This is a genomic window from Providencia sp. wls1916 (assembly GCF_009706585.1).
GTDB lineage: Bacteria > Pseudomonadota > Gammaproteobacteria > Enterobacterales > Enterobacteriaceae > Providencia > Providencia lanzhouensis.
This window is the reverse complement of the sequence record NZ_WLUL01000014.1, coordinates 197,599-210,533: the sequence shown is the minus strand read 5'-3', so window position 1 is coordinate 210,533 and position 12,935 is coordinate 197,599. Positions and strand designations below refer to the sequence as shown.

At 44.7% G+C, this 12,935-nt stretch carries 12 protein-coding genes and 1 riboswitch; of the genes, 5 read left to right on the top strand and 7 right to left on the bottom strand.

Going from position 1 to position 12,935, the window contains the following annotated elements:
• Positions 1 to 2: 2 nt before the first annotated feature.
• Entirely contained in the window at positions 3 to 656 is a 654-nt protein-coding gene (gene ribB, locus GKR61_RS10310) for a 3,4-dihydroxy-2-butanone-4-phosphate synthase (RefSeq protein ID WP_036956267.1), read from the bottom strand.
• 154 nt (positions 657 to 810) lie between these two features.
• Positions 811 to 978, bottom strand: a riboswitch (FMN riboswitch).
• A 225-nt stretch (positions 979 to 1,203) separates the two neighbouring features.
• Between ribB and ubiK the strand changes: the two genes are divergently transcribed.
• Positions 1,204 to 1,482 (top strand): ubiquinone biosynthesis accessory factor UbiK, encoded by a 279-nt coding sequence (gene ubiK, locus GKR61_RS10305; RefSeq protein WP_006662951.1) that lies wholly within the window; start codon positions 1,204 to 1,206, stop codon positions 1,480 to 1,482.
• Between the two features lie 68 nt (positions 1,483 to 1,550).
• On the opposite strand, the gene GKR61_RS10300 is transcribed toward ubiK, so the two are convergent.
• From GKR61_RS10300 to GKR61_RS10280, 5 genes are all read right to left on the bottom strand, one after another.
• A complete protein-coding gene (locus GKR61_RS10300) occupies positions 1,551 to 1,904 on the bottom strand; it encodes a type II toxin-antitoxin system HicB family antitoxin (protein WP_036956266.1) in 354 nt (117 codons plus the stop codon).
• Positions 1,897 to 2,175: a type II toxin-antitoxin system HicA family toxin gene (locus tag GKR61_RS10295; RefSeq protein ID WP_036956265.1), complete on the bottom strand. Its 279-nt coding sequence runs from the start codon at positions 2,173 to 2,175 to the stop codon at positions 1,897 to 1,899. Before GKR61_RS10295 ends, GKR61_RS10300 begins: the two co-directional genes overlap by 8 nt.
• A gap of 185 nt (positions 2,176 to 2,360) precedes the next feature.
• Complete coding sequence (hldE, locus tag GKR61_RS10290) at positions 2,361 to 3,788, bottom strand: bifunctional D-glycero-beta-D-manno-heptose-7-phosphate kinase/D-glycero-beta-D-manno-heptose 1-phosphate adenylyltransferase HldE (RefSeq protein ID WP_036956264.1); 1,428 nt, start codon at positions 3,786 to 3,788, stop codon at positions 2,361 to 2,363.
• Between the two features lie 95 nt (positions 3,789 to 3,883).
• Positions 3,884 to 6,727 carry a bifunctional [glutamate--ammonia ligase]-adenylyl-L-tyrosine phosphorylase/[glutamate--ammonia-ligase] adenylyltransferase gene (glnE, locus tag GKR61_RS10285; RefSeq protein WP_036956263.1) on the bottom strand — a complete coding sequence of 948 codons (2,844 nt, stop codon included), beginning with the start codon at positions 6,725 to 6,727 and terminating at the stop codon, positions 3,884 to 3,886.
• 11 nt (positions 6,728 to 6,738) lie between these two features.
• Positions 6,739 to 7,701 (bottom strand): CYTH domain-containing protein, encoded by a 963-nt coding sequence (locus GKR61_RS10280; protein ID WP_036956262.1) that lies wholly within the window; start codon positions 7,699 to 7,701, stop codon positions 6,739 to 6,741.
• A 280-nt stretch (positions 7,702 to 7,981) separates the two neighbouring features.
• Between GKR61_RS10280 and GKR61_RS10275 the strand changes: the two genes are divergently transcribed.
• Together GKR61_RS10275 and GKR61_RS10270 are read left to right on the top strand one after the other, a co-directional pair.
• The gene (locus GKR61_RS10275) at positions 7,982 to 8,593 is read left to right on the top strand and encodes a TIGR04211 family SH3 domain-containing protein (RefSeq protein WP_036956260.1); all 612 of its coding nucleotides are present in this window, start codon (positions 7,982 to 7,984) and stop codon (positions 8,591 to 8,593) included.
• Positions 8,594 to 8,603: 10 nt separating this feature from the next.
• A complete protein-coding gene (locus GKR61_RS10270) occupies positions 8,604 to 9,839 on the top strand; it encodes a multifunctional CCA addition/repair protein (RefSeq protein WP_036956258.1) in 1,236 nt (411 codons plus the stop codon).
• A gap of 56 nt (positions 9,840 to 9,895) precedes the next feature.
• Here GKR61_RS10270 and folB read toward each other — a convergent pair whose 3' ends face one another.
• Positions 9,896 to 10,255, bottom strand: coding sequence for a bifunctional dihydroneopterin aldolase/7,8-dihydroneopterin epimerase (folB, locus tag GKR61_RS10265; protein ID WP_154599822.1), 360 nt, complete (start codon positions 10,253 to 10,255; stop codon positions 9,896 to 9,898).
• A gap of 115 nt (positions 10,256 to 10,370) precedes the next feature.
• Between folB and plsY the strand changes: the two genes are divergently transcribed.
• Both plsY and GKR61_RS10255 read left to right on the top strand, forming a co-directional pair.
• A complete protein-coding gene (gene plsY, locus GKR61_RS10260) occupies positions 10,371 to 11,024 on the top strand; it encodes a glycerol-3-phosphate 1-O-acyltransferase PlsY (protein ID WP_036956256.1) in 654 nt (217 codons plus the stop codon).
• Positions 11,025 to 11,334: 310 nt separating this feature from the next.
• A complete protein-coding gene (locus GKR61_RS10255) occupies positions 11,335 to 12,867 on the top strand; it encodes a methyl-accepting chemotaxis protein (protein ID WP_036956255.1) in 1,533 nt (510 codons plus the stop codon).
• Positions 12,868 to 12,935: the final 68 nt, after the last annotated feature.

Here is a 12,935-nt window from a genome sequence, read left to right as displayed (position 1 = left end):
AATTAGCTGGCTTTTTTTTCCAACTGAAGGCGGTAGTTCACTAAGTCTTCGATAGTCACAACGGTCATGTTGTGCTCACGAGCAAACTTCACCACATCTGGCGCACGCGCCATGCTGCCATCATCGTTGGTTAACTCACACAGTACTCCAGCAGGTTTGAAACCTGCCAGTACAGCTAAGTCGATTGTCGCTTCAGTATGACCACGGCGAGTTAATACCCCACCCTCACGAGCGCGCAGAGGGAATACGTGACCTGGACGGTTAATGTCCGCAGGTACCGCGTTATCCGCAATTGCGGTTTTAATCGTTGTGATACGGTCAGCCGCAGAAACGCCTGTTGTTACGCCTTTTGCCGCTTCGATAGTGACCGTAAAACCGGTTTGGTTTTGGCTGGTGTTTTTCTCCACCATCATCGGAATATCAAGCTGCTTACGGCGTTCTTCCGTAATACACAGGCACACAATGCCGCTGCTATAGCGAATGGTCATTGCCATTTGCTCGGTGGTCATGGTTTCTGCTGCAAACACTAAGTCACCTTCATTCTCACGATCTTCATCATCGAGAACTAAGATACCTTTGCCTTGGCGCAGGGCTTCAATTGCATTTTCAACACGCTCGGTTGGATTACCGAATTCGGAAAGTAGCGTCTGATTCATGGTAAAAACCTTCTTAAATTAACAATATTTGAGTTACCAGAACCAGGGCAGTCTTAGGAGTACGAGAAATGAATAAACATAACGACTTCACAGCCGTTTCGCCATTCAATATGTAGAACAATGTTGCACCCAATAGGTACAAACATGCAGATACAGTGATTCTCTCCCATCCGGACTATAACCGTCGGCTCCAGATTCACACTGGATCTGCTGACCTTTCCTATCCATGACAATAATGCCAAAGATAACAAAGCGCTCGCGGGCTTCATGCGCGATGCATGTTACCGCCGGTGGGGACTTTCACCCCGCCCTGAGATTACGCAATCAATATAACTCCAATAATTCAATGGTGCAACGAACAAACGATAAACTGGAAACTTACTCACACTTTTCGCCAATAAAAACAAGATGAAGCAGTGTGTTTCCATAATAATAGAAGAAGGTGGTTTATTCATAACGCCGCAGGTATTACACTACCCCACATTATTTATTGTGAAACTGACGCTATCTTAAAGCTGATGTTATATTGAAACTGAAGGACCCGCGAATGCTCGATCCGAAAAAAATTGAACAAGTTGCCCGCCAAATTCAAGGTGCATTACCAAAAGGCGTGCGTGACTTAGGTGAAGACTTTGATAAAAAGCTTCGTTCACTGCTGCAATCTCAGCTTGGTAAATTAGATTTAGTCAGCCGAGAAGAGTTTGATATTCAAACACAAGTTTTACTGCGCACTCGCGAAAAACTGATGAAAATGGAGCAGCGCGTTAGCGCACTTGAAGCCCGTTTTTCAGATGAAAAAGTGATTGAAGAAAAACAAGAAGATTGATTCAAAAATTACAGTGCCCTGAATGTTTTAATTAAATTTCAGGGCACGTTTACCTTGCAAATACCTTTTTACTTCGAAATAAGCTCACGCTCTAATAATTGAACAATATATTGATTTTTAGATAAATTATTAGCGGTTGCTATTGCATCTAGACGTGGCTCCAAATGGCTGGGATATCGCAAAGTAAAAGACCTAATCGTCTCTTGGTCTTTAAAGGGTTTAATTCCCTCTTCCTGACAAGTCAGTACATATTCCCCCAGTGAAATTTTCGCTTCTTGTATTAATCCCTCGATACTATCTGAGACAAAATCACAATAGCCTGTTACATCTAAAAACTTACCTCTAAATGCTTTAATTTCAGATTCATAAGCGACAGACGCCGGATGCCCGTCGATTATCATGACATTGCTTCCTTTAATCATATTTCACTCCAATTACATTCTCAAACCATTCACGTAAGCCACTAATAGCACCTTTATCCATTACATTACCTGGATGGGGTTCATGCGTCTGAAACAAAGAGCCGAACAAAATAAATTTTCGCCGTGAACCATTACCATTTTTAACTTTTCCACCTAAATTACAAATTAGGCTTAAGACATCATCCCATTTAATTCCAGATTTTGGCGGTATAGTGAGTATATCCACCATTGTCTTACGGTGCTTAGAAGACAGTTCCATCATTTTTATCATCATCTATCCTATGACATCCAATCTAGTGGTTATAGAATAAATGATGATAGAGTGACGTCAATTATTGACGTCACAATAAGCTAACATTTAAGAAAAACTATCACAAACAAAAAAGCCTAACTTCTGTACGCATTTAAATGCAAACAAAAAGCTAGGCTAATTCACTGACACCAAATAATGTTTAATTATTTGGTTTTCATAATATTTTTGATGATATTAGTGGTTGAAATACCATCTTCGAAATTCAGAACCATCACTTGCCCACCAGCAGCCCACACTTCCTTGCTACCGGCAATCTCATCTGGCTGATAATCACCACCTTTTACTAAAATGTCAGGCAGAATTTCGGAGATCAAACGCTGAGGTGTATCTTCCTCGAATGGCACAACCCAATCCACGGCACCTAATGCGCCCAACACAATCATACGCTGGTCTAATGGATTAACTGGGCGAGTTTCGCCTTTCAAGCGACGAGTCGATGCATCGCTGTTTACCGCAACAATCAGGCGATCACCCAATTTACGTGCATTTGCCAAATAGGAAACATGTCCTGCATGCAGAATATCGAAACAGCCATTGGTCATCACTACGCGCTCACCGCGAGCACGCGCATCGGCTACGGCTTGCTTAAGCTGGCTTTCGGTCATTACGCCGAAACCATTCTCTGCGCGACCACGGATCGCATTTTCTAATTCAATAGGGGAAACCGTTGAAGTCCCTAATTTACCAACCACAACACCCGCCGCTGCATTCGCTAATGCACAAGCTTCATGCAATGGACGACCTGATGCAATTGATGCCGCCAATACGCCAATGACCGTATCGCCAGCCCCTGTCACATCAAAGACTTCCTGTGCTTCAGTCGGTAAATGTAGAGGTGCCTCATTGCGACGGATCAAGCTCATCCCTTGCTCTGAGCGAGTAATCAACAGTGCTGATAACTCTAAAGACTCAAGAAGCTGCATCCCTTTTTCTTCAACATCTTTATTATCCTTGCAGCGACCCACTATCGCTTCAAATTCAGACATATTTGGCGTTAACAGGGTTGCTCCGCGATAACGTTCGAAGTTGTTGCCTTTCGGGTCGATAAGAACAGGCACGCCTGCTTTATTCGCCAGCGCAATCATCTTCTCAACTTCGGTTAATGCACCTTTCGCATAGTCAGACAGCACCAACGCGCCAATATGTGGCAGAGCTTGTTCGATGCGCTCTAACATTGGCTGTGCATCCACATTTTCGAACCCTTCTTCAAAGTCGAGGCGGATCAGCTGCTGGTTACGGGATAAAACACGTAACTTAGTAATGGTTGGATGCGTTGGAATTGCTACAAAATCACAGCGCACATTCACGCCATTCAGGTTCTCGGTCAGCGCTTTTGCCGCATCATCAATCCCTGTTAAACCCACTAAGCGAGAATTTGCACCGAGTGATGCAATGTTCATTGCCACGTTTGCAGCGCCACCTGGGCGCTCTTCCACCATGGTCACTTTAACAACCGGAACCGGCGCTTCAGGTGAAATGCGATTCGTAGGTCCATGCCAGTAGCGATCTAACATGACATCACCAACAACCAATACACCTGCTTGCTTATAATCAGGAAGGGTTACTTTCATCCCGCACTCCAGTTATGAAAAGAAAATCTGAAATTAATTGCCGCTAATACTAGCATACTGCGCGATATCGCCTAAATAATTTGCTAGCTAATCAATTACTCAAGCCATTTTTTCCAGCAGGCAAGCACCAAAGCTCGTTGATTCGCAAATTGCTGGCTATCTACCCGACTCGGTAAAGATTGTAGCGCTAAATGGTGTAGCTCGTTACGCATCGTGACATACGCCTGCGTTAAGCCATACGCCTCTTCTTCTGGCATAAAATCATACTGTGCCATTAACTCAAAAATACGCACATTATCAGACCAGCGAGTCAGCGCTGGGTTATCAATAGCAAAACGCAGCACTAAGTATTGAGCAATAAATTCAATGTCAGTGATCCCGCCCGGATCCGCTTTTAAATCAAACTCGTTTTCCTGATGGCTTCCCAAATGCCGATGCATTTTCAGGCGCATATCCCGCACCTGCTCACGCAGCACATCTGGCTCTCTCGGCAAACATAAGGTTTCATGACGAATTTGCGTGAATTTTTGTTGTAGAGAATTATCACCAAATACCATACGAGCACGGATCAGCGCTTGGTGTTCCCATGTCCACGCATCATTTTTTTGGTAGTCATCGAAAGATTGAATTGTGCTGACCAACATGCCCGATTCACCAGAAGGTCTTAGGCGCGCATCCACTTCGTACAATACCCCCGAAGCCGTGCGGGTGCTAAAAAGATGAATAATACGCTGCGCAACACGCAGATAAAATTGGCGAGCCTCGATGGAACGATCCCCTGTTGTCACCGCATTCATCGGGCAGTCAAACAGAAAAACCAAATCCAAATCTGAGCTATAACCCAACTCCCAGCCGCCTAATTTTCCATAACCCAGTACCGCAAATCCGTACTGTTTTTCATCAAACTGCGCTAAGTGATCTGGCTCACCATAACGCTTGACCATCATTTGCCATGCTTGGCGTACCACCGCATCAATAATCGCTTCAGCCAAATACGTTAAGTGGTCACTCACTTTCATCACAGGGAGTACCCCAGAGATATCCTCCGCGGCAATGCGTAATAATTGTGCCTGTTTAAATTGGCGGAGTGCTTCTAATAGCTGCTCTTCGTCATCTTCAGGTACACGCATTAAATATTGGCGTAATTCATCACGGTAAGCGGTGAGCGGTAATGGCTGATACAAGGATTGCGGGTCGAGTAATTCATCCAACAAAAGTGGATGGCGGGCTAACTGCTCGGCAATCATTGGTGAAGCCGCACACAAACGAATAACGTGGGTCAGCACTTCGTCAAATTCGAGCATAAGCTCTAAATAAGTTGTTCGGCTAACAATGCTCAGCAGTAATGGCGTGATGCGCTCAATCACTCTCCCTGCATCTTCGCGCTCACCCACTTTAGCCAACAATTTTGGCATTAATTCATCAAGAACATCACGTCCACGAGGACCGATAGTGCGCTTATTAAGATCATGGCGGAATAGGTTAATTCCGTGGATCATTTTTTCTGCGACGAGTTCATCTTTTGACGGTAAATAACTTGCCAGCTCCTCTTTGGAAAGCTCGCTTTGCCAGAGCGTAATATATGCTTCATGGCACTCTTCTACTTGGTCTTCCTCATCATCGCTACCAATTTGTTCTGCGAAGATTTGGTGTACCGTGGCCATTTTCGTACTCAGTTGCTGATAAAAATCAGCCCAGTTTGCAAACCCCATCCCCCACGCTAAACGCGCCTGGTTTAAAGCATCATCGGGTAATGTTTGGGTTTGTTGGTCATCGATACTTTGCAATAAATTCTCTAACCGACGCAGGAAGATATAGCTGTCTTGCAGTTGAGTGACTTGCTGCGCAGGTAATAATGCAAGTTCTTCAATGCCTTGCAATGCCGTAAATAAAGATTGTGACTGTAATGCAGGTTCTCGCCCACCTCGGATCAACTGAAAAACTTGGGAGATAAACTCAATTTCACGAATGCCTCCTGCGCCTAATTTGATGTTGTTGACCAATCCACGGCGGCGGACTTCCCGCTCAATCATGTTTTTCATATTACGTAGGGATTGGATGACGCTGAAATCAATATAGCGACGGTAGACAAACGGGCGCAATAATTTACGCAACGTATCCGCATAGTGGACGCTGTCAGGCCCCATGATACGGGCTTTGACCATAGCATAGCGTTCCCAGTCACGCCCTTGTTCTTGGTAGTAATCTTCCAAAGCAGAAAAACTGAAGACCAATGGACCGCTATCGCCAAATGGGCGTAAACGCATATCAACGCGATACACGAAACCGTGAATGGTGACTTGGTCAAGAACGCGGATAAGCTTCTGACCTAAGCGCGTAAAAAACTGCGCGTTATCCAGCTCTTTACGTCCGCCTTGAGTAACCCCATTTTCGGGATAAGCAAAAATCAGGTCGATATCAGAAGAAAAATTTAATTCTCTACCACCCAGTTTCCCCATTCCAAGTACTAATAGTGGCTGCGGATTTCCCGCACGATCACACGGCGTTCCCCACAAGAGGCAATAGGTTTTGTATAGCCAGTCTCGCGCCGCAACAATCAATACCTCAGCCAATTCGCTCAGTTGCACAATGGTATCGCGCTGAGTACATAATTCTAAGGTTTGCATCCAAGCGATACGCACTAACATATGATGACGAAAAGTGCGTAAAACTTGCATCAAATAGTCTTCATCCGTCACCGATGCTAGCGCTTCTTCCAGCCATTCCCCATAGCGAGCCCATTCATCGCCTACTGGCGGCAGTGTTCGAATATGCTGTAAAAATCGGGAATGGGTGAGAACCTGTTTCAACGCAAAATCACTGAATGACAGGAAATTCAGTTCAGATTCATTTAACGGAAGCAACTCAGAAGATTGCTCCGTAAACTGCTGAATAATACGTTGGTGTTGGTTCTGCAAAAGCTTGGAAGAAAGCGGCATAGATTCAGTACCTATTCGACATCGGTATATGTTAAGGCGGTTAACCACTGAATAAAGGCTAGTTTGCATTTTAGCCATTGACTACTGTAACAAAAACCTTCTGCGCTGACCGTCTCGTCAGTCACATCCAAACGTAATTGTTCCAGAGGGAGATCATGAACAAAATGCGGTGCAGAGTTTTGATAATGCACTAAGAAAGCCTGAACAAAGCGTAAGAATTCACTGAGCCCATGACGCGCGTGTTCACCATCCGCTAGCCAATACTGTTCATGCTGCTGGCAAAGTTGCTGCATGTGCAATAGTGATTTTTCAATAGGTTGTTCTTCATAATCAAACACAGACTCAGGACGGACTAAAGGTACTGGCTCATTCGCCAATAATGAGTAGCCTCGCGCCGCTTTACTCAGGGAGGATAGATTCAGGCCATCGATATCTGCGAATTTCTTCGCTAAATTCAGTACATCCGCCACAAAGCCTTGTTTTAGTTCCAGTTCAAATTCTTGAATCGGTAAATCTTTCGCACCTGCAGAGACTTCCCCTTGGTCGAAGACAATTTCAATTTCACTATCTTCGAATTTCACCAACCATGTTTCACGAGTGAAATTGGTGCTAAACAAAACTTCCAACTCATCCTCGAGTTGAGCAATATCCGTTCCTTCTGGCCAGATTTCTGCTGGAAATGCCGCGAGATTGATTTCAGGGGAATCAATTTCCACGTTGAACTCTGGACGCTGGTGTAATCCGCTAATCACTTGCCCAGCCGTTTTCATCGTCATCTCATAACGACCATCACAGCCCCGAATGCGCAATCCCATATCCCATTGGCGTAGCTGTCTTTGTGCCGTATCAAAATAGATATTAGTCAGCTTGCGAGGGGCCGAATGTTGCGGTGAAAGCGTCGAAATACACTGGCGAACAGCATCAATAGCAGAACTCTGAGCCGCTAACTTGAGTTCAACTTCTATGTGGTTCATACATTTCCTTATTTAATAATTTTACTCCATCCATATTACCCCAATCCCTGAGAGCAGAGAAAAGAAACCGCACGGAAACCAAAAATTCTACAAACATAAATTCCCTTAGAGGGTTGTTTCAATAAAATGCTTAAAAATTGTATTATCCAGTGACTTAGGAAGGTTCTCATTCTCATTCAACATTTACACAACTCTATGCTTTAACGTTTGCACCAATAGGCTTTACTTATTAGTATTTAATTAATAAGACACTCATTCACCGTGAAAAGATAAAAACACTATGCGAAAAATTCCACTTTTACTTGTTTCAATCATGGGGTTAGGCCTTTCAATCACAGCAAACGCTGAAACACGCTACGTTTCTGAAGATTTATCGACTTATGTCCGTAGTGGTCCGGGTACCAACTACCGCATTGTTGGCTCTCTAAACGCAGGTGAATCCGTTGAACTGATTTCAGTGGATAATAAATTTGCTCAGATTAAAGATGGCAAAGGTCGCACCGTTTGGTTACCAACGGATCAGCTCAGCGACATCCCAAGTATGAAAAGTCGAATTCCACAGTTAGAAGCTGAAAATCAAAAGCTTCGTCAACAGTTAGATAACATTGATAATACTTGGAATACCCGCACCGCGGACATGCAGCAAAAAGTGGCTGATAATGATAGCGAAGTGCGTCAACTTAAAGCAGAAAATGAAAAACTGAAAAACGAGCTTATCAAAGCGGGTAAAAAGTTAGACATTGCTGAAGTGAATCTGGATGATCGCCGTCGTGAGTTAATTTTACAGTGGTTTATGTATGGTGGTGGTGTGGCGGGTGCTGGATTAATTTTAGGGTTACTTCTGCCTCACATTATTCCACGCCGTAAAAAACGTAATGATGGTTGGATGTAAGAGAGCCTAAATGAAAGTCTATCTCGTCGGTGGAGCGGTACGTGACAAATTACTTGGATTACCCATCTCGGATAGAGATTATGTGGTGGTGGGTACCACGCCAGAGGCGATGCTAGCCCAAGGCTTTCAACAGGTAGGCAAAGATTTCCCTGTCTTTTTACATCCAAAGACTCACGAAGAGTATGCCCTTGCCAGAACTGAACGAAAAATCGGTTCTGGCTATACAGGATTTAGCTGTTATAGCGCGCCAGACGTCACCATCGAGGATGACTTACTTCGCCGAGATTTGACCATCAACGCCATCGCACAAAGTGATACGGGGGAGTTGGTCGACCCTCATCATGGTGTGCGTGATCTCAAAAATCGCGTTCTGCGCCATGTCTCTGATGCTTTTTTGGAAGATCCGTTGCGCGTATTGCGTGTGGCACGTTTTGCCGCTCGCTATTATGAACAAGGCTTTCGAATTGCCCCAGAAACTATGGCGTTGATGCAATCCATGTCGGAATCGGGAGAGCTATCCCATCTCACCCCTGAGCGTGTCTGGACAGAAACGCACAAAGCATTGATGTCCAATTCACCGCAAGTTTACTTTGAAGTTTTACGTGAATGTGACGCACTTGCCGTCCTATTCCCTGAAATTGATAACCTCTTCGGCGTACCAGCTCCGGAGAAATGGCATCCAGAAGTGGACACTGGGATCCATATTTTGATGGTAATGCGCGTGGTGGCAACATTATCGAAAGATATTGATGTGCGTTTTGCTGCGTTATGTCATGACTTAGGTAAAGGTCTTACGCCAAAAGCGGTCTGGCCGAGTCATCCACAGCATGGGGAAGCAGGGATCCCCCTGATCATCGATTTATGCGAGCGATACAGGATCCCAACCAGCACCAAAGATCTCGCCTGCCTTGCTGCAAAATATCACGATATGATCCATGTGATTAACAAGCTCAACGCTGCCGATATTGTGGGGATCTTTGATGGATTAGATAGCTGGCGTAAACCTGAGCGTATTTTTCAGCTTAGTTTAGTGAGTGAAGCTGATGCCAGAGGTCGCGGCGGGTTAGAAAACCAAGCCTATCCTCAAGGAATATTTTTACGCCAATCCTATGAGATAGCCAAAGCGGTTGCCGTAAAATCGATTATCGAGCAGGGCTTCCAAGGCGCACAAATCCGAGAGGAACTAACTAAACAGCGTGTTCAAGCTGTTGAAGAGTGGCTAAAAATACAAAAAGTGATGATTTAAAATAGCTGAAAATATTGGCGGCACATAGACCGCCAACATTCACGAGGCAATCCCCATTAGCTGGTTTTCGTACCACGTTCAATCAACACGCCCATATTAGCAGCACGAGCTACAGCCCCTGGCTTAGACACTCGGATACGTACCCAAGGCGTTAAAAATTCATTCAGTAGAAGTTGAGCAACCTCTTCCGCAACCCGTTCTACTAATCCAAACTTGTTCTGTTCTAAATAGCTAACAACGCGTTCGCTGACATCGGCATAATTCAAACATAATTCAACATTATCGCTCATCGCGGCCTGTTTATTGTCCCATCCCATTTCGATATCGAGCAAAAGTTTTTGTTCAATATCTTGTTCCCAGTCATATACACCAATAGTGGTGATGACTGATAATTGTTCAATAAATACGATATCCATCACGTCATTTTCTCGTTTATGTGCTGAATTGATACCACTTCAGGAAAAATGTGCGTATTATCCAAGACTGAAGTGAATTACATATAAATAGCCTAAACCGTTTTTGGAGTTAGTTATGAGTGCTATCGCGCTTGGCATGATAATCTTCGCCTATCTTTGCGGATCAATATCGAGTGCTATTTTGATCTGCCGTCTGGCAAGATTACCCGACCCTCGTCAACACGGCTCTGGTAACCCCGGTGCAACTAACGTCTTACGCGTCGGCGGCAAAGTCGCCGCTGCCTCAGTACTGATCTGTGACGTACTGAAAGGGATGATCCCTGTATGGCTTGCTTATTATTTAAATGTGCAACCATTCTATCTTGGCTTGGTCGCGATTGCAGCCTGCCTTGGGCATATTTATCCAGTTTTCTTCCACTTTAAAGGTGGAAAAGGCGTTGCTACCGCATTTGGATCCATCGCAGCAATCGGCTGGGATCTTTCGGGACTGGTAGCAGGCACTTGGCTGCTCACCGTATTGCTCAGTGGCTACTCATCCCTTGGAGCGATTGTCAGCGCACTAATGGCACCATTTTATGTGTGGTGGTTTAAGCCTGAATTCACCTTCCCGGTTGCTATGCTGTCGTGCTTAGTACTTGTTCGCCATCATGGCAATATTCAGCGTCTATGGCGCGGACAAGAAAGTCGAATTTGGCAGAAATTGAAAAATAAAAAGCAAAAAACCACCAAAGAGATAGCTCAAGAGCAACGTGAGGATAACGACGATTAGCTTCCTTCACGAATCACTCTTCTAATAAGTCATTACTTTGATAAACAATAAGGGCTGAATTTCAGCCTTTTTTGTTTCCATTATCTTCCCTTTCTCTTCAATCGCATCCTTCTATACCATCAAAAACTTTCCCTATTTTTTACTGCATTGACTCACACTCACCTCACTCATTTTGGTACGTACTTACACTTATTCGCAACGCAGCGCACACTTTTAAAAAATAGTTAAAATATTGCAAATTTATTACTAATGAATAATTAAAAGCTGTCGACTATATAAAGGAAAACTTAACTATAAAAGTGAATATAAAATGAGCAGAACTCCATATGTAACTCAAAATGAACATATCTTAGATGAAGATATCACCTTGATGACCACAAGCGACCTTCAAGGGAATATTATTCACGCTAATGATTTCTTTGTGCAGGTCAGTGGGTATGATCTCGATGAATTAATGGGACAGCCTCACAGTATTATTCGTCATCCTGATATGCCAAAAGCCGCCTTTGCGGATATGTGGCGTACCTTAAAAATGGGAGAGCCGTGGACTGGGATCGTCAAGAACCGCCGTAAAAATGGTGACCATTACTGGGTTCGTGCCAATATCATCCCTATGCAGCGAAAAGGTGTCATCACCGGTTATATGTCCATTCGCCTACGCGCCACCCGAGAAGAAATCGCCGCCGTTGAGCCGCTGTATAAAGCCCTAGTCGAAAATCGCAGCAATCGCCGAATTTATAAGGGGATCGTGCTGCCAAAACGCCGTCGATTCTCACTTTCAACCCTGTCTGTTCGCTGGCGTTGCCGTTTAATTTCCAGCAGCTTATTTGTTTTGTGGATGGCGATGGCAGGTTTATCGGGTCTCTCCGGTAATGCACTACTACTAACCAGCTTATTCACTTTAATAACCCTGCTACTCGGCAATGTAATGCTAGAGCGCAGTTTTGCGAAGCCGCTCGAAAATATTATGTCTCAGGCATTAAGCGTAGCGCGAGGTAACCGTAATAGCATTGACCACATGAGCCGCGTTGATGAAATTGGGCAGATCCTGCGCTCCATTGGTCAGCTGGGCTTAGTGTGTCGTTGGCTAATTAACGATGTCTCTGAGCAAGTGGATAACGTTCGTAAAGGCAGCCAATCGTTAGTGAGCGATTGTGGTGAACTCGATAGCCATACACAGCGTACCGTAGGCTATATGCAGCAAACCGCCGCCACCATGAACCAAATGGCAGTCTCCGTTAAGATGAATGCAGACAATACCCATAAAGCCGATGTGCTATCGAATGAAACCAGTGAAACAGCGGTGAATGGCGGTGCAATGATGGATGCGGTGGTCATCACTATGGACGAAATCGTACACAGCACCAGTAAAATCAATTCGATCACCGATGTGATTAAAGATATTGCATTCCAAACCAATATTTTGGCGCTAAATGCCGCCGTAGAAGCCGCTAGAGCGGGTGAACAAGGCAAAGGTTTTGCCGTCGTCGCCAATGAAGTGCGTAGCTTAGCAAGCCGCAGCGCCAGTGCAGTGAACGATATTCGCGAGCTTATCAATAACTGTGAGAAGAAAGTGAGTTCCGGTAAAGACCAAGTCTACGCGGCGGGGAACACGATGAAAGAAATCGTGGATCAAGTGCAAAACGTAACGCAGCTGATTACCCATATTAGCCATGCTACAACGGAGCAAGCTTCTGGGATTTCGGATATCACACAAGCCGTCAGTGAATTGGAGTCCATCACTCAACAAAGTAGCTTACTCGTTGAGCAGAGCACCGAGACCGCGAATCACGTTAAAGATCGTTCCATTCGCTTAGAGGATGCAGTGACTATCTTGCACTAAAAACGTCTTGCACTAAGCACGTTTTACCATAAAACAGGGGGCTAACGTAATACGCTAGCCCCCTGTTT

Coding starts and splice junctions, on each gene's coding strand:
- GKR61_RS10295 (WP_036956265.1), bottom strand. CDS start 2,175: ATGATAAAAATGATGGAACTGTCTTCTAAGCACCGTAAGACAATGGTG.
- GKR61_RS10270 (WP_036956258.1), top strand. CDS start 8,604: ATGAAAGTCTATCTCGTCGGTGGAGCGGTACGTGACAAATTACTTGGA.
- GKR61_RS10255 (WP_036956255.1), top strand. CDS start 11,335: ATGAGCAGAACTCCATATGTAACTCAAAATGAACATATCTTAGATGAA.
- plsY (WP_036956256.1), top strand. CDS start 10,371: ATGAGTGCTATCGCGCTTGGCATGATAATCTTCGCCTATCTTTGCGGA.
- GKR61_RS10300 (WP_036956266.1), bottom strand. CDS start 1,904: ATGATTAAAGGAAGCAATGTCATGATAATCGACGGGCATCCGGCGTCT.
- hldE (WP_036956264.1), bottom strand. CDS start 3,788: ATGAAAGTAACCCTTCCTGATTATAAGCAAGCAGGTGTATTGGTTGTT.
- ribB (WP_036956267.1), bottom strand. CDS start 656: ATGAATCAGACGCTACTTTCCGAATTCGGTAATCCAACCGAGCGTGTT.
- glnE (WP_036956263.1), bottom strand. CDS start 6,727: ATGCCGCTTTCTTCCAAGCTTTTGCAGAACCAACACCAACGTATTATT.
- ubiK (WP_006662951.1), top strand. CDS start 1,204: ATGCTCGATCCGAAAAAAATTGAACAAGTTGCCCGCCAAATTCAAGGT.
- GKR61_RS10280 (WP_036956262.1), bottom strand. CDS start 7,701: ATGAACCACATAGAAGTTGAACTCAAGTTAGCGGCTCAGAGTTCTGCT.
- folB (WP_154599822.1), bottom strand. CDS start 10,255: ATGGATATCGTATTTATTGAACAATTATCAGTCATCACCACTATTGGT.
- GKR61_RS10275 (WP_036956260.1), top strand. CDS start 7,982: ATGCGAAAAATTCCACTTTTACTTGTTTCAATCATGGGGTTAGGCCTT.